Genomic DNA, 23394 nt, shown 5'->3' with positions numbered 1-23394 from the left:
GGCATGCCGTTGCGACCCGGAGACAGGAGTTTTGAGGAGAATGGCATGAATAAGTCCGAGCTCATCGTTGGCCTCGACATCGGCACCACAAAGATATGCGCTGTGGTGGGCGAGCTGTCGGAGTCGGGTCTTGTAGATGTGGTGGGCATCGGCACCAGTGTTTCCACTGGTTTGCGCAAGGGCGTGGTGGTCAACATTGAACAGACCGTCCAGTCCATCCGCAAGGCCGTGGAAGATGCGGAACTTATGGCGGGCTGCGAGATCCACTCGGTATACGTGGGGATTGCGGGCAGCCACATCATGGGCATCAACAGCCACGGCGTGATTGCCGTCAAGGGCGGCGAGGTCGCGCAGCGCGATATTGAACGTGCTCTTGATGCCGCCAGGGCTGTGGCCATTCCTGCCGACCGCGAGGTCATCCATATCCTGCCTCAGGAATACATTGTTGATAACCAGCGCGGCATTGCCGACCCGCTCGGCATGGCTGGCGTACGCCTTGAAGTGAAGGTGCACATTGTTACCGGCGCAGTTTCTTCAGCCCAGAACATTGTGCGCTCGTGCCACCGCAGCCAGCTCGAAGTTGCCGATATTGCCCTTGAATCGCTGGCATCAGCCAAGGCCGTGCTGACCGAAGAAGAACGCGAAATCGGCGTTGCTCTGGTTGATCTGGGCGGCGGCACCACCGATATCGCCGTTTTTGCCAACGATGCCATCAAGCATACGGCTGTTCTTGCGCTCGGCGGGCAGAACCTTTCCAACGACATTGCCTTTGGTCTGCGTACTCCCATAGCCTCTGCCGAAAAAATCAAGCTCAAGTATGGTTGCGCCCTTGCCGACCTTGTGCGCAACGATGAATTTATTGAAGTTCCCAGTGTGGGTGGTCGCGAGCCGCGCCGGCTTTCGCGTCAGGTGCTGGCCGAAATATGCGAACCCCGCATGGAAGAAATTCTTTACCTTGTGGATCAGACCCTCGTGCGCTCCGGCTACAAGGACATGATCGGCGCAGGTGTGGTGCTCACGGGCGGCACGGCGCTGATTGAAGGCTGCCAGGAACTGGGCGAACAGATTTTCAATCTGCCCACGCGCATTGGCTACCCGCGCAACATCGGGGGCCTGAAAGACGTGGTCAACAGCCCCAAATTTTCCACGGCGGTCGGGCTGTTGCGTTACGGCGCGGAAAAGGAACTTTCCGGCCAGAAAAAATTTACCACACGTAGTGAAAGCGGCGTTTTTGACGGTGTGCTTTCGCGAATGAAAAAGTGGTTTGCGGACATTTCATAACAACCTCAAGCGGGCATTTTGAGGACAGCACAGAGGAGAGGTGTAATGGCTCAGTCTATCGTTGATGATATCGATACCTCGTTGGCCAGCAATGCCAAGATCAAAGTTATTGGCGTAGGTGGTGGCGGCGGTAATGCAGTGCAGAACATGATTGCCTCTGGCCTGCGCGGAGTGCAGTTTGTTTGCGCCAACACCGATGTGCAGGCGCTGAACAAGAACGGTGCCTCCGTTAAGGTGCAGCTTGGTGAAAAGCTTACCAAGGGCCTTGGCGCTGGCGCCAACCCCGCCATTGGCCGCGAGGCTGCGGTGGAAAGCGTTGGCAGCATTCGTGAAGCCATCGGCGATGCCGATATGGTCTTTGTTACCGCTGGCATGGGCGGCGGCACCGGCACCGGCGCTGCTCCTGTGGTTGCTCAGGCTGCCAAGGAAATGGGCGTCCTCACCGTGGGTGTTGTGACCAAGCCCTTCAGTTTTGAAGGTGCCAAGCGCAAGCGCGCGGCGGAGGCCGGGCTTGAAGAGTTCAAGCAGCATGTGGACTGCCTGATCACCATCCCCAACGACCGTCTGCTTGCCTTTGCCCCCAAGAAGGCTCCTTTCTCCGAAATGCTTCAGAAGGCCAACGATGTGCTGTACTACGCCGTCAAGGGTATTTCTGACGTCATTGTGGGCGAAGGCCTCATCAATCTCGACTTTGCAGACGTGCGCACCACCATGGCCGAAGCTGGCATGGCCCTGATGGGCACGGGCATCGCCTCTGGCGAAAACCGCGCCCGCGAGGCCGCCCAGCGCGCCATCATGAGTCCGCTGCTTGAAGATGTTTCGCTTGAGAGCGCCAAGGCGGTTCTGTACAACATCACCGCCCCCACAGATATCACTGCCGAGGAAATTGCCGAAATCGGCGACATCATCGGCGATGCCACGCCTGAAGAAGCCAACATCATCTTTGGTGTTGTGTTTGACGACAATATCGGCGACGAAATCCGCCTCACCGTTATTGCCACCGGCATTGATTCTCCTCAGGTTATTCAGCCCGTGCAGGCTCCTGCGGCCACTGTCACCAACTTCCGCAAGCCCGGCCCTGACGCCGTGGTTGCCGAACCGCGCCGCATGAATTCCCGCGCGGCCCAGCAGAGCATGATGGACGAGCAGGAACGCGCCGAGTCGCGCTTGCCGCAGTCTACCCGCCGCACCGAAGTGGAGCGCTGGTACGATGAAAACAGCAATCGTCCTCCCTATCTGCTCAAGCGTGAGGTTGTGGGCCAGCCGCGCCGCCGTGCGCATAACCCCGGCCATGAAGACTTCACCTATGATGAGGATGATTTTGAAATTCCCACCTTCATCCGCACCCAGGCCGACTAATTCCGTCGTTGCCTGAGTGCGTGGGCAGAATGCCTTTCTGCCATGAAGGCTCATGATTTTCAGGGCTTGCCTCTTCGGCCCTGAAATGCCCGCCGGGAGGCCCATTGGGGGCCTCCCAGAGTGGGGCGTAAATGTCCGCTATAGTCCGTGAGACCCAGGTTTCGCGGACTTTTTTATTGTGAGGCAATCCGTAGAAATCCGTCCATCCTTCAAAATAGACCGACTAGTACCGCATTCCAGACACATGGTTTGATATATAAGCCCCGGAACCGATGCCAAATTGCCCCCTTGCGCTGCGTGATTGGCATTGCTATGCCCATGAGCAGGGCATTTGAATGTTAATCCAAAGCGTAACTTTGCACTTGGCCGCCAGCCAGGGCAGCGCATGGAAACGCTGCGAGCATGAATCGAACCTTGAAATCCATGTCTCCGGCACAAAATTCTTTTTCATATCTGGCGAAATATTGGGCTGGTTTTTGTGCGTCAGCGGAGGTGTGCCTGTGTGCATCTGTCGTGCTTGTCATGGCTAACTGGCCTGACAGCTATGTGTTTCTTTTTGCGAGTGGCATTCCTGCCAGGGCTGGATAAGCTTTTAACCGATGGGGTTGATTCATGAATAAAAAGTGTCTGCATATCCTGTGGGTTAACGATAACCCCGTCACCGCTGAAAATATGGTCTTTATGTATGCCACAAATTCCTTGCTGAAAGGCTGGTGGGAAGAAGTACACCTGATTCTTTGGGGTGCAACAGTCAAATTGATTTGTGAAGACGTGAAGTTGCAGGGTCTTCTCAAAAAATTTCATGATGCTGGCGGGCATGTCTCCGCATGCAGAAAGTGCGCTGAAAACCTCGGTGTGTTTGAGCAGATAGAAAAGCTGGAAGGTGTTGATGAAGTTTTTTACATTGGGGAGGCGTTTACAAAAATCCTCAAGGATGATGAAAAACTTATTACCATCTAGCTCCAGCTGAATAGTTAAGCCCTTTTCATGACAAGGGTTCCACTAATCAAACTGGCAGCGCCGGTATCTGTTCTGAGCCGCTGCTGGCCTGCGGAGCGATATTTCTTGTGTTGTCCGCCGCACAGATTTTGCGGCGTCTGGATTAAACCGAGTGGTTTTAAATACAGAAGGATGTTCTTGGCGAGAGCATGACAATCAAGCGTTTTCTGACCATTTTGCGGTACATGTTTTTGCCGCAGCGTCGCAATGCTTGCCCGCACTGCGGCGGCATCCGTTGTATTGGCGCATGTCAGTTCAGCGCCCAAGAGTCAGACGCTGTGACTGGTCAAGAGAGTATAAAGCAGGAAGCTCCTGCCCCGAGCGAGGGCAAGCAAGGCTAGAACCGGTTTGTTGCTGCAAAAAAAGCCGCTGCGGTAGCAGCGGCTTTTTTACTTCAAGGAAATTTGTGGTCTACCAGCGGCGGGGCGCGGGGCGACGTTCTTCGGCCTGGTTGATGCGAAGGGTGCGGCCGCCAAAGTCAACGCCGTTCAGGGCTTCAATGGCCTTGTGGGCATCGGCTTCGTCCATTTCAACAAAACCGAAGCCACGGGGGCGGCCGGTTTCGCGATCCATGATGAGCTTGACGGAAAGGGCTTCGCCGTAGGGGGCGAACAGGGCTTCAACGCCTTCCTGGGTGGCGGAAAAAGGCAGATTGCCGACATAAATGGAAACAGCCATAACGACTCCGTTGTTGAGGTGGGTAAACTTTCCGCTTGAAGCCTTACCCACGCAAAGTCTCTGGCAAAAAGAAATACTGCACCCTATGAATAAGGGCGAACAGTACTGTTAAGCAAAAAAATCGTCAAGTATTATCTGCATTGGCTTCAAAAATGATTGCCAAACGACAAACTTTGACTAAACTGCTCCGCATTGGGTGGTATTTTTACATTCCTACGCGTGCATTATTCTGCTGTTAGCTGATTATGCACTCAATAGCGCATTAATCTAAACTGTAAAAGGCCGGTTTAACCGGCCTTTTTGACAGCAAGAATTAGATTGCCTGCGTCTTTTTCTTTGCAGGAGCTTTCTTCGCCTTGGCGGGAGCCTTGGCAGAAACTTTTTTTACTTTGGCGGGAGCCTTCGCCTTGCTGGCCTTGCTGGCTTTGTGTGCCTTGGTTCCACTTGCAACAGTTGCCGGAGCGGTGTTAGCGGCGTTGGCTTCAGTGCTGAAGAGGCAGGGAGCAGTCATCAGCGAAAGGGCCACGGCAGCCATAAGGAGCTTTTTCATTTTCGTATCCGTTTCTTCTGGTTATGCCACATCTACAACAATATGGCTGTACGTCTATGGCATGAGCGGACGGCGGACGCAATAACAAATTTGAGCCTACGGAACCGGGCATTTGCGGGCATTTTTTATGGCTCGTCCATTGTGGCGGCAAGGGGTTTGCTGCTTCTGCCCCATGTTGACAAAAATATGGGGCAAATGCTCTAAGGATAAGCTGCGCTGCGCCGCCGGATATGATAAGCATCTGCGGCTTGTTCAAGGTTCATGACCAATGGCCCGGATGGGGATGGAACCGGTATTTTACCGATCTAGCCACAGCCCGGCCACAGCACGGCCAGCATTTCAAACTGTACTTCTAACACAAAGAATCGCCATGGCTTTTTTTGCACCCCGTGATGTCAAGACTACACTCGTATGCCCGACCTGCGGCGCGCCCCTGCATATCGCCCGCACCTGCCACGAAGTCTATATGTACTGCCCGGCCTGCAAGGCCCAGTTTCCGCTTCAGGACTACATCCGTCAGGCGGATGAAGCCATGGAGCATTTTCTGGAAAACGTCTACTGCAATCGCATCTAGCGTTATCCCCATCATGCATGCCAATGGGCTGCCAGCCGTTTAATCCGTGGCTGGCGCAGCGGCCCTGGCGGTTGCGCTGCGGGCCAGTTCCCTGGCTGCCGCCATGCCGCTGGCCCAGGCCCAGTGCAGGTTGTAGCCGCCCAGCAGGCCTGTAACGTCCAGCAGCTCGCCCACCACAAACAGATTATTTTGCAGCAGGCTGCGCATGGTCTTGGGGTCTACCTCGTCGGTATTTACGCCGCCAGAGCAGGCCTCCGCTTTTTTTAGCCCCGCAGTTGCCTGCGGCGTCACCGTGTGCCGCTGCACAGTTTCCACAATCGCCACGCGGGCCGCGCGTGAAAGCTCCGCCACCTTGCGCCTCGCGGTTTCCTCCGGCAGCAGGGCGTCCACAAGCCTCTGTGGCAGGAGCCTTGCTAGCAGGGCGCGCGGGGTCTGTTTGCCAGTCTGCGGCGCATCCATAAGCGCGGCAACATCCTGCCCCGGCAAAAAATTCAGCGTGATTGCAGCGCCTTCGGCCCAATAGAGGGATGCTTTGAGGGCTGCTGGCCCGCTCAGCCCCTCATGGGTGAACAGCAGATCATCCTCCCAGCAGTGCTGCCCAAGCGTAACGCCCACAGGCAGGCTGATGCCCGTCAGGTCGAGCAGAGGGGAATCCGAATTGAGGCGTAGCGGCGCAAGAACGGCGCGTGGCGCAATAATATTGTGCCCCAGCTCTTCCGCCAGCCGATAGCCGGCACCGCCGCCGCCAGCCTGAGGCCATGCCGGGCTGCCCAGCGCCAGCACCAGAGCCTTGCCGTGCCACGAGCCGCCCTCCGTCTGCACGGAAAAACCATCCGCCAGCGCCTCTACTGCTGTTACTGTGGTGCCGCAGGCAATAACGCAGCCATGTTTGCGGCAGTCGTCTGTCAGCGCCCTGACCAGCCGATGCGCGGAAACCGTCAGAAAAAGCTGGCCGTGGGTGCGCTCCTCAAAGGGCAGATTCCACTCCTGCACAAGGCGCAGCATGTGCTCCGGCGTAAAGCCCTTGAGTGCTGGGGCGCAAAATGCATTACCCCTGCTTCCGTCACAGCGGTAGTCCTTGGGGCTGGCAGCGCGGTTGGTAAAGTTTGCCTTGCCGCCGCCGCTGACAGCCAGTTTGCGCCCCGGCACAGGGCCACGTTCCAGCAGCACAACGCTCAGGCCTTTTGACGCCGCCTCGCGGGCGCACATAAGCCCCGCAGCGCCAGCGCCCAGAATCAGCACATCGGCAACATCCGGGCCGCGTTGCCCGCTGTTTTGCACGGGCTGTACGCTCTTTCTTTTAGGGGGCTTGGATTGTACGGAATCCTTGCCTCTGGGCTTGGCTGGCGATGTGCTTTCTACAGGTGCCGCAGGCGCAGCGGGCGTGGCCTTGGGGCCGGGTGTTTGCGGGGCAAAGGCCTGACGTGCCGGATTTGACAGAATTTTGCGCGTGGCGCTATTTTGGGGAGCTTTGTTGTGCATGCGGCGAAGGTATACGAGGCTTTGGCGGCTGCCAAGCCCTTGTGTGCCAGCAAACCGCCTTTGCTGACCTGCCCCGCGCATCCGCGCAGCCATTTCTTGTTACCGGGATTATCATGCCAGTTCTTGCTTCATCCTACGTTGCGCCGTGGTTTGTGCGCAACGGCCACGCCAATACCATGTGGCCCGTGCTCTTTCGTGAAAAGCCGCAAATGTCGCCTTCTGTGCGACGGGTGCGCCTTGAAACGCCCGATGGCGACTTTCTTGATGTGGATCAGCATCCCTCGCTTGGAAAGGACAGGGCGGAGCGCCCGTTTGGGCAGGGCAGGGGCATAGCTGTTATTTCGCACGGGCTGGAGGGCAACAGCCGCCGCAAGTATGTTCTGGGCATGGCCAATGCCCTGCGGGCCGAAGGCTTTGACGTGCTGGCCTGGAACATGCGCTCCTGCTCGGGCGAGAGCAACCGCACTGCGCGCCTGTATCATATGGGCGAAATTGAAGATCTTGGAACAGTCGTGCGTTTTGCCGAGCAGTTTGACCGCCCCCTGCTGCTGGCTGGCTTCAGCATGGGGGGCAACCAGATTTGCCGTTATCTGGGCCGGGGGCCGGTTTCGCCGCTGGTGCGGGCGGCTGTGCCTGTGTCCGTGCCGTGTGATCTTTCCGCCGCTGCACCGGTAATGGACGGCCCTGCCTGTCGCATTTACATGAGTTATTTTTTGCGAACCCTGCGCAAAAAAGTGCGCGAAAAGGCCGAACGCTTTCCTTCCTATCCCTCTGTTGAAGGCGTGGAAAAAATCCACACTTTTGCAGAGTTTGACGAGCGCTTCACCGCGCCTGCCTTTGGCTTTGCATCAGCCAAAGATTATTGGGAAAAGAATACGGTTCTGCCCGACCTGCCCTGCATAAACGTGCCAACTCTGCTGCTCATGGCTGCGGACGATCCTTTTTGCGCGTCATCGTGCTATCCGTGGCAGACGGCGAAACAGAGCGCGCACCTGCATCTGGAGGTTGCCCCGTACGGCGGGCACGTGGGGTTTGTACAGCAGAAGCAGGAATACTACAGCGAGCAGCGTGCGCGCGAATTTGTGCAGCAGTTGACGGGGCGCGGCATTTTTTAAGCGTTTGGTATCGCAGCAGGCGCAACAACAGAGGGCTTGTTGCGTTGGCAGATTTGCGACGCGTCAGCTTTTTTGCCGCTCGGCCAGCCGCTTCTTGGTCAGAACCGTGGCCACGGCGTTAACCGGGTCTTCCGGCCAGGGATGCTTGGGATAGCGGCCCCGCATTTCTGCGCGCACTGCCGGATAGCCGTTGCGCCAGAAGTGGGCCAGATCGCGGGTGACCTGCAAGGGACGCCCTGCGGGCGAATTGAGGCGCAGCACCAGAGCCACGCGCCCATCGGCTATGCGCGGCGTGTCCACGCAACCGAATAATTCCTGTAACTTGGCGGCCAGCCAGGGGCCACCGTCTTCACCATACACAATGGGGCGCATGGCCCCTGACGGCACCTGCCATTCCGTGGGGGCCTGCCGTTCAAGTATCCGGTGGAGATTCCCCGGCAGCAGACGGTGCAGGGCATCGAGCAATTGCTCCGGCCCGAGCGCCGCCAGCGAATTTGCGCGCCCCTGCTTGCCTTGCCCCGCTGACCTTTCGAGCGCCTGCTGCAAGGCTGGCGCGAGCCAATCGTTGAGAGTCGCCAGCAGGGCGGCATCAGAAACATCGGGCCATGCCTCGCCGTCCAGCTCGCGCAGCAGGCTTACCCGCGCGCGCCACTGCTGTGCGGCATCATCCCACGGCAGACATTCCAGCCCCTTGTTCTGCACATGGGCGCACAGGGCCGCAGCGCACTCATCGGGCCGTGGCCGAGGCAGGGGGGCATCTTCCAGAACCAGAGATCCCAGCACTCGCTGCCGCCGGGCGCTGACCAGCCCGGCATCCGAAACTGTGAGCTTGTCTTCGTTGCAAATATCTGCGCTGAAAAGCACTGCAAGATCATCGGGCGAAAGGGCGGCGGCAAGGCGGATGCGCCCGCGCGGCGTTGCGCCGTCAACTTCTGCCACTGCCAGAAAGGGCTGCCGCGCAAGAGGGTCGTCGCTGGCTATGTGGGCGGCCCGTCCGCTGCGCAGGAGATAGGGTGTCATGGCGGCTACCCCGCCCGGAAAATTTCCATTGCCGCTACCCTGAGGCTGACCGTCTGTCTGCCGCATGGCGACCTGCTCCGGCCACGCCACAGCCAGCAGTTGCCCAAGGCTTGCGGCCTGAGCGAGAGCTGCGGAAAAAATGTTGTCCGCTTTGTTGGATTGCCCCTGTGGTACTGGCCGGGAACCTTTTCCCCCGTGCAGTTCAGGCTGGCGCATAAGCCGCTGCGCCAGACGGCGCACACGCTCGCAGGCGGCATCCACATTTTTGCCCGCTGCGCCATCGCGGCACAGCCAGTCGAGGCGGCGCAGCACATCGCATCCCGCGCCTGCGGCAGGCATGCCGCCCTTGCTTTTGCCAGCGGTAAAGGCCAGCGGGTCGCGTTCTTCCAGCAAGGCGGCAATACAGGCTGCCAATGCGGCAAGGGAGTTGTCGCGCCCCCACAGCAGCAGGCGCGCCGTGCGGGGTGCCAGAGGGAGCGCGGCCATGCTGCGGCCCAAAGCCGTTGGCCGCATCCGGGCATCCACCGCGCCCAGTGCCAGAAGGTTCTGTCTGGCGACAGCCAGATGGGCCACGGGCGGCGTGTCGAGCCATGCGAGCGAGGCCGGATCGGTCACGCCCCAGACCGCCAGTTGCAAGGCAAGTCCGGTGAGGTCGGCATCCTGAATTTCAGCGCGGATGTGCGGACGCATGCCGTTTTCCTGCTCTTTTGCCCAAAGGCGGCAACAGATGCCGGGTTCGGTGCGTCCGGCGCGTCCGGCCCGCTGGGCAGCGCCAGCCAGAGAAACGCGCTCTGTCACAAGGCGGGTGAGGCCGCTGGCCGGGTCAAAGCGCGTCAGGCGCGCAAGGCCGCTGTCCACCACGAGCCTCACGCCCTCGATGGTCAGTGATGTTTCGGCAATGGATGTGGCAAGCACCACTTTGCGTTGCCCCTGCGGGGCGGGTGCAATGGCCGCATCCTGTTCTCTGGCGCTAAGGTTGCCGTAGAGCGGGCACAGGGCCACATCAGCAGGCAGTGTGCCATCGAGCAGGCCTGCAAGATGGCGGATTTCGCCCGCGCCGGGCAAAAAAGCCAGCAGACTGCCCTTTTCTGCGTGCAGCAGATGCAAAATGGCATCAGCCATGTGCCGCCACAGCAGCGGCCCTGCCCCGGCAGCAGACAGGTGCCCACCGCCCACAATCTGCCCTGCGCGGATTTTGGGTGGCAGGTGCATCATCTGCACAGGAAAGGTTTTGCCCTCGCAAACAACAGAAGGGCAGCCTCCCATGAGGCCTGCCACGGCCTGCACATCCAGCGTGGCGGACATGACGACCAGCCGCAGGTCGGGGCGCAGCGCAGCCTGACTTTCAAGGCAGAGGGCAAGGCCGGTATCGGCAGTGAGCGAGCGCTCATGAAATTCGTCAAAAATCACACAGGCGATATCCGGCAGTTCAGGATCATCCTGCAACATGCGCGTGAGCACGCCCTCGGTGACAACCTCCACGCAGGTGCGGTTGCTGACGCGGCTTTCATCACGCATGCGGTAGCCTACAAGACCGCCCGGTTCTTCACCCAGCAGGGCCGCCATATAGCGCGCCAGCGCGCGGGCCGCCACGCGCCGTGGTTCAAGCAGCAGAATGCGGCGGCCCTCAAGCCAGGGCTGCCCCATGAGCCAGAGGGGGACGCGGCTGCTTTTGCCCGCTCCCGGCAGGGCGCTGAGCACCAGATTGCGGCCCTGGGCCAGAGAATCCAGAATTTCTGCGCGCGAAGCGTCAAGTGGGCATGGGGGCAGGCCTGGGCAACGATCAGGGGAGCCTGCGGGGGCGGCAATGCGTATCGGCGAATCGGTCATGGCTAAATGCGGCATGGCTGAGGGTAAATGCGATAGAATAGGCGCATTTTTACTGGTAATCCAATGCGTGTCAGTGTATTGACACAAGAAAGGATATGCACGCGGAGAATGCACACATGGAGTTGAATACCAGCGGCATTATCGGCCAGAGCACCAGCCTCGCCGAAGTCTTCAAGGTTCTCGGCAAGGTTGCGCCCACGGACAGCACTGTGCTTGTAACTGGTGAATCGGGAACTGGCAAGGAATTGCTGGTTCGCGCGCTTCACGCCAACAGCCGCAGGGCTGACAAGCCTTTTGTACCCATCAACTGCGGGGCCATCCCCAAAGAGCTGCTTGAAAGCGAACTTTTCGGCCACGAAAAGGGCGCCTTTACGCACGCCATCCGTTCGCGGCCAGGCCGTTTTGAAATGGCTGACGGAGGCACCATCTTTCTGGATGAAATCGGCGAGATGGAGTTGAGCCTTCAGGTCAAGATTCTGCGTGTGCTGCAAGAAAAGGAAATTGAACGCGTGGGCGGCACTGGCTGCAAAAAGGTGGACGTGCGCATTGTGGCCGCCACCAACCGCGATCTTGAGGTAGAAGTCGCCGCCGGGCGCTTCCGCGAGGATCTCTACTATCGCCTGAACGTCATTCCTTTGCATTTGCCGCCGCTACGCCAGCGCGGCAATGATGTGCTGCTGCTTGCGCGCTATTTTCTCAACCACTTCTGCACCAAAAAAGCGCGCGATCCCATGCTGCTTGATGAAACAACGCGGCGTATTCTGGCGGCCTACAACTGGCCCGGCAACGTGCGCGAGCTTGAAAACTTCATGGAGCGCCTGAGCATCCTTGTGGATGGCGATACGGTGTGCATGGATGATCTGCCGCGCAAGATTCTGGATCAGGTTGGCGATGTGTCTCTGCTGCCCCCGGTGGAGGAGGATGCCCCGGCGTGCGAACCGGAGGCGGAGCCTCTTGCCGAACCCACCGCGGATGACGGAGTGGAGCAGACGCCTGCCCCAGCGCCGCAAGTTGAAGCCGCAATACCCGTTGCAGCCAGCGGAGCTTTTGTGTGGCCCAATCTGGGCGTTTTGACTGCTCAGGGACAGAATCTGAAAGATTTTCTTGATGCTGTGGAAAGCCGCCTTATTGATGAGGCCTTGGCCAAGGCGGAGGGAGTAAAAAATCAGGCCGCCGAGCTTTTGGGCATCAAGCGGACAACGCTTATTGAAAAGCTCAAGAAACGCAGTATGTAGCGGCATAAAATTTGCATAGAATTTGCGTTGGATTTTGCGGCTCAGACGCCACGACACATCCTGCGAAGTGCAAGTGAATACACAACTTTTCGCCGCCGCGCCACGGCCTCATATTTCTGCCCGCAAGGGTGCGATTCCCCAACGCTGCTCACGTGTTGGGGCTTTGCTGCTGATTGCGGGCCTTTTGCTGCCCGCGCAGTCTTCGTACGGCATGAGCTGGAACTGGGCGCCCATTGCAGATACTGCCGCAACCACGGTTGCCGGGAAACAGTCAAAAAGTTCACAGCCCGCCGGGGAAAGACTGCGCCTTACGCTCGACAGCCCCGGTCAGGTGCACAGGCTCTTGCGCACCGGCAATACCTTGCTCCTCTATCTTGACGATCCCTCCGCAACGCTTGAACGCAGCGGCGCAGCGCCTTCTGCGGGAGCGCTGCTCGACAGCATCGGGCTTTCCAACGGCCAGTTGCGCATCACGCTTTCTCCCAAGGCCGTGAACCACGTCATGCGCCGGTCTTCTCCCTCTGAACTGGATATAGAAATTTTTGCCGCCGGACCCCAGAAAGGGGAAAATTCCTCTCGTCTGGATGCGGCGGGTGTGCCTGTGGGCAATGCCTCTGCTGATTCAGAAGGGCAGGGCGCTTCTTTTGCCGTCAACCTGCCCGCAGATGCCGCAGTGGGCTTTTTGCAAAAGGCCCAAAAACTGCTGGGCGATGTGCAGCAGGGGGCAGCTGGTCTGCTTGACGCAGGTAAGGCAAAGCTGGCGGATTTGAGCCTGAAATTTACCTCCCTTGGCTCGACCAAGACAGCGGAAGCCGCCGAGGTGCCGCAAGCCGCAGGCAGTGCGGGCAACCGTGCCGTGACGCTGGACGGCCAGAGCCTCATGAGCCGGGTGAATCCCGGCGGGCCGGAAAACTGGCCTGACAGTAAGGGGCTTTCTACATCAATTCCCAGCAATGTTCCTGTTGCGGCTCCGGCCACAGCGGCAACGTCGGCACCAGCGGTTCCGGTTGCGCCTGCAAGCCAACCCGGAACTCAGCCTGCAACCCAGCCCGTCACAAGACCAGCGGCCCAGCCTGCGCCTGCTCCGCAAAATGGCGTCCAGCGCGCAGTACCGCCCGCCGCGCAGCCGCAAGTTCAGCCCGCTCCGCAGCCTGTCCAGCAGGTTGTGCCGCAGGCCATACCACAGCCTGCACTCCAACCAGCGTCACAACCCGCCCCGCAGCCTGCGCCGCAGGTAAAAGCAGCGCCAGCCCAACAGCCCGCGCCAGCCGCAGCTTCTGCGCCTGCGCCAGTGGCCGGTCAGGCAAAGCCGAACGGCGCGGGCGGCAATGTATCCGGCAAGGTTTCGGACAATGTGGTGGGCCTGCCGCATGCCGAAGAAAAAGGCGGACACGGGGCCGCTGTTCCCAAGGAAGAACCCCGGCCCGTGGTCTATGTGGACGAACAGGGCAATCCTGTTGCCAAGCCTGCTGACCCGGAAAAAATGATGGATGAGGCGGAGCGGCTCATCAAGGAACGCAAGTTCGTTGAGGCTTTGCCGCAGTTGGAAAAACTGAAGGAAATGCCCACCATCAGCGCCGATATGCGCCTGAAAACGCTGTATTACATCAGCGATTGCGTATGGGCCAGATATGCCGATAATCCACTGGCTGGCTTTGAGCCTATTGTTTCCGCCACCAGTGAAGCCATGAATTTTGACCTGCGTTCTCCCCGCGTGCCGGAGGCCCTTCTGCGCCTTGGGCTGGTTAACGTCAACGTGGGCAATCTGGTAGATGCCGGGGGCTACATTGTGGCCATGTATCGGCGCTATCCGGATTATCCCGGCGTGGCGCAGGGTTTTACGGCCCTTGGCAAGGCGCAGCTCAAGCGGCGCATGGATGCCCAGGCGGAACAGTCCTTTGCCATTGTGCTCGACAAGTACCCTGAATCCTCCTTTTTGCAGGAGGCGTCCGTGGGCCTTGCCCAGGCTTTGAACAACCAGCGCAAGTACACCAATGCGCAGGTTATCCTCGACTTTATAAGCAAGCGCTGGCCCCGCTATTATATTGAAGACCCCACATTCCTGTTTTTGCAGGGCGCCAATGATGAGGCTCTGGACAAACCCGTTGCGGCCTTGACCCTGTACTGGCTGTATTACAACCTCGTGCCCGGGCAGAAGGGCAATGACGACCTGCTCCTTAAAATGGGCGACATGTATACCCGGCTTGGCAACAAGAGCGGGGCCGAGTTTCTGTATTCCTACCTGACGCGGCATTTTGCGGGAACCCATGCGGCAAATATGGCAAGTCTGCGGCTGGCCGAAGGCGGCATTTACGATTCGCCCATCAATTATGAGGCCATGACCCAGGTTTTTGCCAGAGCCGCCAGCGGTAATCTGCCCAAGGTTTACGCCAACCTTGCGGCGGCCTCGCGCACTGCGCCGGAGTCTGTACTCGCGCGGCTCAAGGAGGCCATGTGGCTCTATTGGAGCAAGCGTTATACAGAGGCCATGGGCAAGGCCGCAGATTTTATTGACGGCTATCCTGAAAACGCCAACGTGGCGCAGGCCCGCGATATTATCTGGCTTGCTTTTCAGAAAGAGCTTGCCAATTCCATGGCTGAAAAAAACTATGGGCGTATTCTCATTTTGTGGAATGGCTTTCCCCTGGTGCGCGAGCGCTATGGGGCGATAGATCCGCGTATGCGTTATGCCTTGGCGCAGGGATTGCTTGAACGGGGTGAGACAGAACAGGCCCTTGGCATGCTTGCGGAATTTTTGAAGTCGCCCATGGACCCCCAGTATGGGGAAGCGACCTTTACGGAGTTTTTCAACCGCTATCTTCAGGCCGGTGCCTGGGCCAAGATTCTTGATCTTGGCAAACTGGTGGCCACATGGCCTCTGAACCCCCAGTTGCGCAACCAGCTTGATTACGCCATGGCGCTCTCGGCCCAGAATCTCAATCTGAACGGGGCTGCTCTCGCCATGTGGCAAAAGCTTGCCGAGCGGCAGGATATCCCGCTCTATCAGCGGGCCTACGCCACGTACTTTCTTGCCCGCGATGCCGAACAGCGCAAGGACATTCGCAACTCCTACACGCTGAACCGCAAGGTGATTGATCTCTTTACCCAGTTGCAGAACGAACGCTCCGACAAGGCCGACCCTCAGCGCATCAAGGATGCCATACTTTCACTCATGGATATCTGCGAAGTGGGCAATCGTGTGCCGGAAGCCCTGGAATGGCTTGCGCGTTACAATGCCTTTGTGCCCAAGGAGTCGCCGGAATATCCGGGCTTGCGTTTCCGCGAGGCCCGGCTGTATCGCAAGCTGGGCGATGCCACGCGGGCGCAAGCTTTGCTTGAGGATATTGTGCGCAACTATGCCGATTCTCCTTTTGCCAAGGCAGCCACGGCGGAACTGCACACCTTTGAGGTTTCGCGCGACCTGCAAAACTACCTGCCTGGCGGGGCCGGCAGTCAGGCCGCGCCTGCTGCCAAGCCTGCCGCTCCCTAGCTTCCCCGGTTTTCATCCTTTGGGCCTGTTCGCCCTTGCCTTTCGACCAAGCCTGCCGCTGTCGTCTCAGGCGCGTCTTGCATCAGGGCGCCGGGCTCCCTCCCATATGCCGATCCGGCATGTGAGGGCGCATTGCATGCGTTCACTCCTTGGAATATAACAAGACACAGCAGCAGTTCCGCCGTGGGGTGGTATTGTCTGCCTGATGCGATTTTAATGGATAAGTGCGATGGAACGTCCCGCAAGTTTCACAAGATGATGCAGGACGTAATGTGCGCCGTCAGCCTTGGAGGGCATATGAACAGAGTGCTTCTTTGTGTTACACTCGGCCTGCTTGCCTTGATGGCCGGATGCACCGGCGCATTGCAAAGGGGAATGCAGAACACGGCCTATGTTTCCACAGCCCGCCCGGCCATCAGCATGAAGGCGGTGAACATGCCCCTGCTTACCGGTGGCGAGACAAGCGTCAGCCTTGATGGAGCAGGCGTTATCGGCGGCTTGCCACTGCATGCGTGGGTTGCTGTTTACGGCAAGGGCGACCCCCAAAGTCCCCTGGCTATTGTGGGGCTGGCTGAGGTGCCGCGCGGCTGGTACTGGGACAGCGACGGCCAGCGCCCCTTTAGCGTTGATAAAGGGGTGGAGATCTTCAACAATGACGGCTTTGCGGCCAGCACCTATATTGTGGACAGCAAAAAGGATGCGTTTTCAGCCCTTGCAGGGCTGACGGACGAAGCAAAGCCCATGCGCTGGCTGACGCGCGGTTTTGCCGCCAGATACAATTTTAATGACACCAAGGTCATACTGGAATACAGAGAACCTCTGCCTGAAAATTTTGCCGGGCAGGAAAGCCTGACAGAAAGCCAGACAGACCAGCTTCGTGCCTTTGAGCAGCGCGCCAGCGCCGCCTTTGCCGTTGCTTCGGTATCTGAACATATGACTGGAATTACAGAAGGATATGCAAAGAACATTCGCGGGCAATATCTGGATCACCGCTTCTGGGGAACTGCATCAAAGTATGACACATTTGTCTTAAAGTAGCATGTTCTTGCGGTAATCTGACATTACACCTGGATTTCGCCTGGGAGGCCGCTTGGGAAAGTTTTTTCAAGCGGCCTCCCTGTTTTTTACGTTTGTTGCGCCTGCACCGACACCAAGTAACTGCAACAAGTTAATACATTCTGGAATAATGGTTATGTAAAATTTGCAACACAATTTTATATTATAGGGTATAGTACATTGACGAAACAATAGCTGCTGTGTATGTTCTCCCCATCAGGATGGGAGGGGGACCGACTGTTCTGTCAATGAGCCGATCAGGCGGGTACGCAGCGCGTCAGATTGAGTATATTGAAGACAATAAAGGGGTAGTTATGGACGATTATCTGAAAGAGGCGCTGGAAATTACCAGAGCACAAGCTGGCGTTCGCGTTATGAGCGAAGAAGAAATAGCCGCCTTTATACAGAAAGTGGCGCAGGGCATCAAAGCAGTTGCTGAAGGCGAAACGCCTGTGGAACTGGACAGCGGCGAAATGGCCGTTGAAGCACGCAAGTCGGTCAAAGAAAAATCCGTCACCTGCCTTGAGTGTGGAAAGAGCTTTAAGATTCTTACCAAGCGTCATCTGGCCAGCCACGGCATGACCTCGGCTGAATACCGCGAAAAGTGGGGCTTCAAGAAAGACGCACCTCTGGTGTGTAAAGCCCTGCAGCGCGAACGCCGTAAAAAGATGAAAGACATGAAGCTGTGGGAAAAGCGCCGCAAGGTTCAAGCATCCCCGGTATAAAACCCGCAATAGCAGGCTTTGTCATTGGTCTGAAAGTCCGCCCCCGAGGCGGGCTTTTTTTTTAGGCCAAAAAATGGCATTGTACCTGCCTGTATGACGGCATGGCTGCCATTCAGGGCGGTTACGGCCAGCAAATGATTTTTGCTCTGCATCATTGTTCTTTTTCAGGGTTATATCATGACTGAATCACAGGCGGCTGCAACGCCCGCCGAAGCCCTCGCGCTTTTGTCCCTGCCGCAGGAACAGTTGTTTGCCAGGGCCACTGCGCTGCGCGAGGCGGCCTTTGGGCGCGGCATTGTTTTGTGCGCCATCATCAATGCAAGAAGCGGCAACTGCTCCATGGACTGCCGTTTCTGCTCCCAGAGCAGGCACAATCACACCCCTATTGAGGTTTTTCCTCTCTTGCCGGACGATGAACTGCGCGAGCGCATCCTGCACCTTGCAGCTCTGCCTGTGGCGCGCATTGGCGTTGTTACCAGCGGTTCGGCCCTGAGCGGCAGCGAATTGCAGCGCCTGCGCACTGTAATTTCCGGCCTGCCGGACGCCGTGCGCCCGCGCGTCTGCGCTTCGCTTGGCAAACTAACGGCTGAAGATTTTGCCCTTTTGTCTGGGGCCGGGCTTACCCGGTTTCACCATAATATGGAAACCTCGCAAAGCTACTACTCCAGCGTGTGCACTACGCAAACCTGGGAGCAGCGGCGCGACACTGTGCTGCGAGCCAGCGAGGCGGGCCTGAGCGTGTGTTCCGGCGGCCTGTTCGGCCTGGGTGAGAGCTGGCAAGACCGCGTGGACTTTGCCTTCAGTCTCAAAAAGATGGGTGTGAGCCATGTGCCCATGAATTTTCTGCATCCGCACCCGGAAACGCCTTTGGCAGGGCAGAAGCCCCTCACCGCTGATGAAGCGCTGACGCTCATTGCCGTGTTCCGGCACATTTTGCCCAAGGCCACCTTGCGCATCTGCGGGGGCAGGCCTCTTGTGCTGGGCAGCCGCCAGAATGAGATTTTCGCCGCCGGTGCCAATGCCCTCATGACGGGCGATTATCTTACAACCCACGGGCAGAGCATTGCGCATGATCTTGAAATGATCGCCGCGCAAGGGCTTGAGGTTCGCTGCGATGCAAACTGCTGAGGAAAAGATTGACCCACCGCTAAGGGGCCTTTTTATAGCTGGCTCCGGCACAGATGTGGGCAAGACCGTGGTGACGGCGGCCCTGCTGCGGGCCTTGCTGCTGGCCGGGATCAACGCCCAGGCTGTAAAGCCTGTGCAGACAGGTGTTGCGCCGGAGCAGGCCAATACGGCCACTCTGGCCGATGCCCGCGTGTATGCCGCCGCCGTTGAGGGCATGCCGCAAAGCGCCGCCATGCTGCCTGCAACGGCCCTGCATTGCTTCAGCCTGCCCGCATCGCCTCATCTGGCCGCAGCCCGCGAAGGCGCACACCTGAGCTGCGCAGGACTGCGAAGTGACATCATTTGCCACAGCCGCGCCAGCACCGCTGATATGCTGCTGCTCGAGGGCGCTGGCGGTTTGCGGGTGCCGCTCAACGAGCGTGAGGACATGCTCGACCTCATGGCCTCGGTGGGCCTGCCCGTGCTGCTTGTGGGCGGCAATTATCTGGGTGGGCTGAACCACATTCTGCTTTCAATGGATGCATTGCGGCATAACGGTCTGCAACTGGCCGGAGTGGTGCTTGTTCCCTCCGCCGACCCGGCAGCGGGTTGCCCCGGCGTGGATGTGGACGCCATGCTGGCCGACAATGCCGCCATGCTGCGCGAGCGGCTGGCGCAACATGGCCAGGCTGCTCCCCTTGTGGAATTGCCGCGCGTGGCGCAACTGGATGCAGAGGGCTGGCAGACTCTGGCTCAGGAGCTTGAACCGCTGGTGCGGCATCTGCAAACCCCTCTGGATGCTGCTTGCGACTGCGGAGCGGATGTTGTGCGCCGCGATCACCAGACCATCTGGCACCCCTACGCCTCGGCCATACAGCCGCCTTTGCTCAGCACTGTAGCGCGCACCAGAGCCAACCGCATTGTGCTGGCAGACGGCAGGGAACTTGTGGACGGCATGTCGTCCTGGTGGGCAGCCGTGCACGGTTACAACCATCCGCGCCTTATGGAGGCCCTGCACGCACAGGCCGGGCGCATGCCCCACGTGATGTTTGGCGGCCTGACGCACGAACCGGCGGTCAATCTGGCCGAAAGGCTGTTGCGCCTCATGCCTGCGGGGCTTGAGCGCGTGTTTTTTGCCGATTCCGGTTCGGTGGCGGTGGAGGTGGCCCTGAAAATGGCTCTGCAATACCAGCAGGGCAGGGGCCAGACCGGGCGTAGCAAGTTTCTTACGCCGCGGGGCGGTTACCATGGGGATACCTTTGGCGCCATGTCGGTGTGCGACCCGGTTACGGGCATGCACAGCCTGTTTACGGCCATGCTGCCCCAACAGATATTTATGGAGCGGCCAAGTTGCCGCTTTGACCAGCCCTTTGACCCGGCGAGCCTTGACGATGCCCGGCGTGTTTTTGCCGAGCGCGGGCACGAGATTGCGGCGGTGATTCTTGAACCAGTGGTGCAGGGCGCTGGCGGCATGTGGTTTTACCACCCCGAATACCTGCGCGGGCTTGCGCAACTGTGCCGCGAGGCTGGCGCGCTGTTGATATTTGATGAAATCGCCACGGGCTTTGGCCGCACGGGCAAGATGTTTGCTGCGGAATGGGCCGGTGTTTCACCGGATATTCTGTGTTGCGGCAAGGCGCTCACGGGCGGGGTGCTCACCCTGGCTGCCACGGCTTGCACAGCCAGTGTGGCGCAGGGCATTTGCGCCGGGGGCAATGTGTTTATGCACGGCCCCACCTTTATGGCCAATGCGCTGGCCTGCGCCGTGGCCTGCGCCAGCCTTGACCTGTTGCAAGAGGAAAACTGGCGGCAGAAGGTCGCAAACCTTGAAAGCGCCCTGCGCTCAGGGCTTGCCCCCTGTGCTGAGCTTCAGGGCGTTGCCGATGTGCGCGTACTGGGCGGCATCGGCGTTGTGGAAACGTGTGAACCCGTCAATACATCAGCATTACAGGAATATTTTGTGCGGCACGGCATCTGGGTGCGGCCGTTTAACCGCCTTGTTTACCTCATGCCGCCGTATGTTACCCCGGCTGAGGATGTGGCGCGGCTCTGCGCTGTGGTGGCAAGCGCCTTGGAATCAGGAGCGCATCTGCAAGGATAAAGGCTGCCACCCTTGTTTCAGTGGCTGCTTACCGGCATGCAGGCCTAAAGGCCACCCCGCGGGTTATTTTTCTGTGGGCGGCGGAGGAACGGGCAGTCCTTTGAATATGAGCCGTGTGGCGGCGGCGTCTGCCAGTTCGGAGACGTCCATGAGTTTTTCAAGCAGTTCAAGCAGGTAGAAGCGGTCGTTTTCGCAACCGTCCTTGAAATCGGCTTCAAGCTCGCCGCTGCGGATGTAGTTTTCCAGTTCCGTAAGATCGTTTACCGTGAGCATGGAGAATCCTTTTGCAGCGCGGAGATGCAACGCTCCGTCAGGTCGTGAACCATCTGCTCGACCTGCCGGATTTCTTCGCGGGTGATGTTGTCGTAGTGGATGCCCGCGTTGACGCACACGGCGCAGCTCAGGGCATGGGCCATGCGTTCGGCCATGCGCAGGGCGAGGGCGTCTTCCTTGTGGCCGGGCAAGCCCGCCAGATGGCTTTGGGCCTCTACCTGACCATGCGCAGGCGCGGCCAGAGCCACAGCGCCGGTATGGGTTGCGCCGCCGCCGCAAAGCACCTGCAGGTCCCGCCCCTGGCGAAAAACGCGCAGATGTATGCTCAGACGGCCCTGTTGGGCGGTGAATCGCATGGCTGCTCCTGTGCTTTGGCGGCGGGTAGGGTGCCGCGCCGTTGCGGGCTTTATGGCTGTTTGTCATGTGCCCGGTGAAATTTCCAGCCTGCCTGTTGCGGTGGGCAAATCCGCCTATGAACATGGCGGAATTGTTGTGGTATATATATGATGCGGTCTGCAGCCGCAAGGCCGCCACGATGCCTGATGCCTCGGGCTTGACGCCCCAGCGGGCGGCCCGTACCATTTTGCCAATTCTTTGTTGTATGGAGACAGCATGACTCTTGATCCCACCAAGCACCCGGACTGGCAGATAGCCCTGGATGCCGAACAGAATATGAAAACTTTTGAAGCCCTGACCGCCGAGATGGGGCTGGAACCTTCAGAAGTGCTGCCCTACGGGCGATACATGGGCAAGATTGAGCAGCAGGAAGTGCTGCAAAGGCTTGAGAACCGCCCCAACGGCAAATACGTTGACGTTACGGCCATCACGCCCACGCCCCTTGGCGAAGGCAAGTCCACCACCACCATTGGTCTGGTGCAGGGGCTTGCGCGGCGCGGTTTGCGGTCGTCCGCCGCTATCCGCCAGCCTTCGGGCGGCCCCACAATGGGCATGAAGGGTTCCGCCGCTGGCGGCGGTCTTTCGCAGTGCATCCCGCTCACGCCGTATTCTCTCAACTTTACGGGCGATATCCATGCCGTGGGCGCGGCCCACAATCTTGCCATGACGGCCCTCACATCCCGCATGCAGCACGAGCGCAACTATGACGACGCCACCCTTGAGCGGCTCTCGGGCATGCGCCGTCTGGACATTGACCCCACGCGCGTCAGCACCGGCTGGGTGATGGATTTTTGCGCCCAGGCCCTGCGCAATGTGATTATCGGCATGGAAGGCGACGGCAGGCGCAACGATGGCTTCATGATGCGCTCGCACTTTGACATTACCGTTGCTTCCGAAGTCATGTCCATTCTTTCCGTGGCGCGCGATCTGGCCGATCTGCGGCAGCGCATGGGCCGCATGGTGCTTGCCCTTGACCGCAACGGCAGGCCCGTGACCACCGCCGACCTTGAAGTGGACGGCGCCATGACCGCATGGCTGGTGGAGGCCATCAAGCCCAACCTTATCCAGACCATCGAGGGCCAGCCCGTGCTGGTGCATACTGGCCCCTTCGGCAACATCGCTCTGGGACAGAGTTCGGTTATTGCCGACAGGGTGGGTCTGAAGCTTGGCGACATCCACGTGACCGAATCCGGCTTTGCCGCAGAAATGGGCTACGAGAAATTCTGGAACCTCAAGTGCCGTTACAGCGGCCTTGCGCCTGACGCGGCGGTGATCGTGGCCACCGTGCGGGCGCTCAAGCACCACGGCGGCGCGCCGCAGCCCCGCCCCGGTCAGCCCCTGCCCGAAGAATACCTGCGGGAAGATGTGGGTCTGGTGGAGGCCGGTTGCGTCAACCTGCTGCACCATATCGGCATTGTGCGCCGCTCCGGTGTGCCCTCTGTGGTGTGCATCAACAAGTTTTATACCGACAAACCCGCCGAAATTGCCGCTATCCGCCGTATCTGCGAAAAGGCGGGGGCAAGCGTCGCTGTTTCTGAACATTGGGAAAAAGGCGGCGAAGGCGCGCTTGAACTGGCAGATGCCGTCATGGACGCCTGCAATTCGCCCAAGCGGAACTTCCGCCCGCTCTACGACTGGAAGCTGCCCATTGCCGAGCGCATTGTCTGCATCGCCCGTGAGGTTTACGGCGCAGACGGCGTGGATTTTGAACCCATGGCCGCCCAGCGCCTCAAGGCGCTTCAGGAACGCCCCGATGCGGACGAGCTTGGCGTGTGCATGGTCAAAACCCAGTATTCGCTTTCGGACGACGCCAAGCGCAAGGGCGTGCCTTCATCCTGGCGGTTGCATGTGCGCGATGTGCTGCTTTTTGGCGGCGCTGGTCTTGTGGCCCCGGTGGCGGGCGACATCAGCCTTATGCCCGGTACTGGCTCCAGGCCCTCCTTCCGCAACATAGATGTGGATGTGGCAACCGGGCGTGTAACCGGCGTGTTCTAGACGAGCAATACAATAAAAGCGTTATCCGGTCAGTTGGTTGGCCGGATAACGCTTTTATTGCCTTTCATAAGCAAAAAAAGTTTTTTCAGAAATATTTTTCCAACCTACTCTATTCATAGTTGATAGTA

The 23394-nt window shown here is 59.0% G+C and carries 19 protein-coding genes; 12 read left to right on the top strand and 7 right to left on the bottom strand.

Features of this window, described 5'->3' with window-relative positions; translation table 11 throughout:
• The first annotated feature begins 45 nt into the window (after nucleotides 1-45).
• The 3 genes from ftsA to NE637_RS02045 all read left to right on the top strand — a co-directional run bounded on the left by ftsA (nucleotide 46) and on the right by NE637_RS02045 (nucleotide 3600).
• Nucleotides 46-1281 carry a cell division protein FtsA gene (gene ftsA / locus NE637_RS02055; RefSeq protein WP_022659333.1) on the top strand — a complete coding sequence of 412 codons (1236 nt, stop codon included), beginning with the start codon at nucleotides 46-48 and terminating at the stop codon, nucleotides 1279-1281.
• A gap of 45 nt (nucleotides 1282-1326) precedes the next feature.
• Entirely contained in the window at nucleotides 1327-2640 is a 1314-nt protein-coding gene (gene ftsZ, locus NE637_RS02050) for a cell division protein FtsZ (protein ID WP_192111931.1), read from the top strand.
• 612 nt (nucleotides 2641-3252) lie between these two features.
• On the top strand, nucleotides 3253-3600 hold the full coding sequence (locus tag NE637_RS02045; RefSeq protein WP_192111930.1) for a DsrE family protein: 348 nt from the start codon (nucleotides 3253-3255) through the stop codon (nucleotides 3598-3600).
• Between the two features lie 14 nt (nucleotides 3601-3614).
• Here NE637_RS02045 and NE637_RS02040 read toward each other — a convergent pair whose 3' ends face one another.
• The 3 genes from NE637_RS02040 to NE637_RS02030 form a co-directional block, all read right to left on the bottom strand.
• Nucleotides 3615-3905 carry a hypothetical protein gene (locus NE637_RS02040; RefSeq protein ID WP_227117921.1) on the bottom strand — a complete coding sequence of 97 codons (291 nt, stop codon included), beginning with the start codon at nucleotides 3903-3905 and terminating at the stop codon, nucleotides 3615-3617.
• A gap of 145 nt (nucleotides 3906-4050) precedes the next feature.
• Complete coding sequence (locus NE637_RS02035; RefSeq protein WP_192111928.1) at nucleotides 4051-4317, bottom strand: RNA recognition motif domain-containing protein; 267 nt, start codon at nucleotides 4315-4317, stop codon at nucleotides 4051-4053.
• A gap of 313 nt (nucleotides 4318-4630) precedes the next feature.
• The gene (locus NE637_RS02030; protein WP_192111927.1) at nucleotides 4631-4852 is read right to left on the bottom strand and encodes a hypothetical protein; all 222 of its coding nucleotides are present in this window, start codon (nucleotides 4850-4852) and stop codon (nucleotides 4631-4633) included.
• A 385-nt stretch (nucleotides 4853-5237) separates the two neighbouring features.
• Between NE637_RS02030 and NE637_RS02025 the strand changes: the two genes are divergently transcribed.
• Complete coding sequence (locus tag NE637_RS02025) at nucleotides 5238-5441, top strand: dual CXXC motif small (seleno)protein (protein ID WP_022659339.1); 204 nt, start codon at nucleotides 5238-5240, stop codon at nucleotides 5439-5441.
• A gap of 39 nt (nucleotides 5442-5480) precedes the next feature.
• Here the strand turns inward: NE637_RS02025 and NE637_RS02020 are convergent, their stop codons facing one another.
• The gene (locus NE637_RS02020) at nucleotides 5481-6923 is read right to left on the bottom strand and encodes a BaiN/RdsA family NAD(P)/FAD-dependent oxidoreductase (RefSeq protein WP_227117920.1); all 1443 of its coding nucleotides are present in this window, start codon (nucleotides 6921-6923) and stop codon (nucleotides 5481-5483) included.
• 113 nt (nucleotides 6924-7036) lie between these two features.
• Here NE637_RS02020 and NE637_RS02015 point away from each other — a divergent pair, with 113 nt between their 5' ends.
• Complete coding sequence (locus NE637_RS02015; protein WP_227117919.1) at nucleotides 7037-8038, top strand: YheT family hydrolase; 1002 nt, start codon at nucleotides 7037-7039, stop codon at nucleotides 8036-8038.
• Between the two features lie 63 nt (nucleotides 8039-8101).
• Here NE637_RS02015 and hrpB read toward each other — a convergent pair whose 3' ends face one another.
• A complete protein-coding gene (gene hrpB / locus NE637_RS02010; protein WP_227117918.1) occupies nucleotides 8102-10888 on the bottom strand; it encodes an ATP-dependent helicase HrpB in 2787 nt (928 codons plus the stop codon).
• Nucleotides 10889-11004: 116 nt separating this feature from the next.
• Between hrpB and NE637_RS02005 the strand changes: the two genes are divergently transcribed.
• The 6 genes from NE637_RS02005 to bioA all read left to right on the top strand — a co-directional run bounded on the left by NE637_RS02005 (nucleotide 11005) and on the right by bioA (nucleotide 20602).
• Nucleotides 11005-12123 carry a sigma-54 interaction domain-containing protein gene (locus tag NE637_RS02005; RefSeq protein ID WP_215647880.1) on the top strand — a complete coding sequence of 373 codons (1119 nt, stop codon included), beginning with the start codon at nucleotides 11005-11007 and terminating at the stop codon, nucleotides 12121-12123.
• 73 nt (nucleotides 12124-12196) lie between these two features.
• Nucleotides 12197-15613, top strand: a complete 3417-nt coding sequence (locus tag NE637_RS15760) for a tetratricopeptide repeat protein (RefSeq protein ID WP_275161328.1) — start codon at nucleotides 12197-12199, stop codon at nucleotides 15611-15613.
• A gap of 297 nt (nucleotides 15614-15910) precedes the next feature.
• Nucleotides 15911-16651 carry a DUF4851 domain-containing protein gene (locus NE637_RS01995; protein WP_227117917.1) on the top strand — a complete coding sequence of 247 codons (741 nt, stop codon included), beginning with the start codon at nucleotides 15911-15913 and terminating at the stop codon, nucleotides 16649-16651.
• A gap of 332 nt (nucleotides 16652-16983) precedes the next feature.
• Nucleotides 16984-17394 (top strand): Ros/MucR family transcriptional regulator, encoded by a 411-nt coding sequence (locus NE637_RS01990; RefSeq protein ID WP_192111921.1) that lies wholly within the window; start codon nucleotides 16984-16986, stop codon nucleotides 17392-17394.
• A 177-nt stretch (nucleotides 17395-17571) separates the two neighbouring features.
• On the top strand, nucleotides 17572-18522 hold the full coding sequence (gene bioB, locus NE637_RS01985) for a biotin synthase BioB (RefSeq protein ID WP_215647881.1): 951 nt from the start codon (nucleotides 17572-17574) through the stop codon (nucleotides 18520-18522).
• Nucleotides 18509-20602, top strand: a complete 2094-nt coding sequence (gene bioA, locus NE637_RS01980) for an adenosylmethionine--8-amino-7-oxononanoate transaminase (protein ID WP_215647882.1) — start codon at nucleotides 18509-18511, stop codon at nucleotides 20600-20602. Before bioB ends, bioA begins: the two co-directional genes overlap by 14 nt.
• Nucleotides 20603-20665: 63 nt before the next feature.
• Here the strand turns inward: bioA and NE637_RS01975 are convergent, their stop codons facing one another.
• The gene (locus NE637_RS01975; protein ID WP_192111918.1) at nucleotides 20666-20875 is read right to left on the bottom strand and encodes a hypothetical protein; all 210 of its coding nucleotides are present in this window, start codon (nucleotides 20873-20875) and stop codon (nucleotides 20666-20668) included.
• Nucleotides 20863-21231 (bottom strand): prenylated flavin chaperone LpdD, encoded by a 369-nt coding sequence (gene lpdD, locus NE637_RS01970; protein ID WP_227117916.1) that lies wholly within the window; start codon nucleotides 21229-21231, stop codon nucleotides 20863-20865. The genes NE637_RS01975 and lpdD overlap by 13 nt, the downstream gene beginning before the upstream one ends.
• A 256-nt stretch (nucleotides 21232-21487) precedes the next feature.
• On the opposite strand from lpdD, the gene NE637_RS01965 reads away from it, so the two are divergent.
• Entirely contained in the window at nucleotides 21488-23266 is a 1779-nt protein-coding gene (locus NE637_RS01965; RefSeq protein ID WP_192111915.1) for a formate--tetrahydrofolate ligase, read from the top strand.
• The last annotated feature ends 128 nt before the right edge of the window (nucleotides 23267-23394 follow it).

The sequence above is a fragment of the Desulfovibrio desulfuricans genome (assembly GCF_024460775.1).
GTDB classification, from domain to species: domain Bacteria; phylum Desulfobacterota; class Desulfovibrionia; order Desulfovibrionales; family Desulfovibrionaceae; genus Desulfovibrio; species Desulfovibrio desulfuricans_E.
Note: the sequence above shows the minus strand (reverse complement) of the source record. Positions and strands in the feature narration are given on the sequence as shown.

Excerpts from the sequence above, each read along its gene's own strand:
- NE637_RS02035 (WP_192111928.1), bottom strand. The coding sequence starts at position 4,317 with ATGGCTGTTTCCATTTATGTCGGCAATCTGCCTTTTTCCGCCACCCAG.
- NE637_RS02015 (WP_227117919.1), top strand. The coding sequence starts at position 7,037 with ATGCCAGTTCTTGCTTCATCCTACGTTGCGCCGTGGTTTGTGCGCAAC.
- NE637_RS02030 (WP_192111927.1), bottom strand. The coding sequence starts at position 4,852 with ATGGCTGCCGTGGCCCTTTCGCTGATGACTGCTCCCTGCCTCTTCAGC.
- NE637_RS02020 (WP_227117920.1), bottom strand. The coding sequence starts at position 6,923 with ATGCACAACAAAGCTCCCCAAAATAGCGCCACGCGCAAAATTCTGTCA.
- NE637_RS02025 (WP_022659339.1), top strand. The coding sequence starts at position 5,238 with ATGGCTTTTTTTGCACCCCGTGATGTCAAGACTACACTCGTATGCCCG.
- ftsA (WP_022659333.1), top strand. The coding sequence starts at position 46 with ATGAATAAGTCCGAGCTCATCGTTGGCCTCGACATCGGCACCACAAAG.
- lpdD (WP_227117916.1), bottom strand. The coding sequence starts at position 21,231 with ATGCGATTCACCGCCCAACAGGGCCGTCTGAGCATACATCTGCGCGTT.
- hrpB (WP_227117918.1), bottom strand. The coding sequence starts at position 10,888 with ATGACCGATTCGCCGATACGCATTGCCGCCCCCGCAGGCTCCCCTGAT.
- bioA (WP_215647882.1), top strand. The coding sequence starts at position 18,509 with ATGCAAACTGCTGAGGAAAAGATTGACCCACCGCTAAGGGGCCTTTTT.
- NE637_RS02005 (WP_215647880.1), top strand. The coding sequence starts at position 11,005 with ATGGAGTTGAATACCAGCGGCATTATCGGCCAGAGCACCAGCCTCGCC.
- NE637_RS02045 (WP_192111930.1), top strand. The coding sequence starts at position 3,253 with ATGAATAAAAAGTGTCTGCATATCCTGTGGGTTAACGATAACCCCGTC.
- NE637_RS01975 (WP_192111918.1), bottom strand. The coding sequence starts at position 20,875 with ATGCTCACGGTAAACGATCTTACGGAACTGGAAAACTACATCCGCAGC.
- NE637_RS01995 (WP_227117917.1), top strand. The coding sequence starts at position 15,911 with ATGAACAGAGTGCTTCTTTGTGTTACACTCGGCCTGCTTGCCTTGATG.
- ftsZ (WP_192111931.1), top strand. The coding sequence starts at position 1,327 with ATGGCTCAGTCTATCGTTGATGATATCGATACCTCGTTGGCCAGCAAT.
- NE637_RS01990 (WP_192111921.1), top strand. The coding sequence starts at position 16,984 with ATGGACGATTATCTGAAAGAGGCGCTGGAAATTACCAGAGCACAAGCT.
- bioB (WP_215647881.1), top strand. The coding sequence starts at position 17,572 with ATGACTGAATCACAGGCGGCTGCAACGCCCGCCGAAGCCCTCGCGCTT.
- NE637_RS01965 (WP_192111915.1), top strand. The coding sequence starts at position 21,488 with ATGACTCTTGATCCCACCAAGCACCCGGACTGGCAGATAGCCCTGGAT.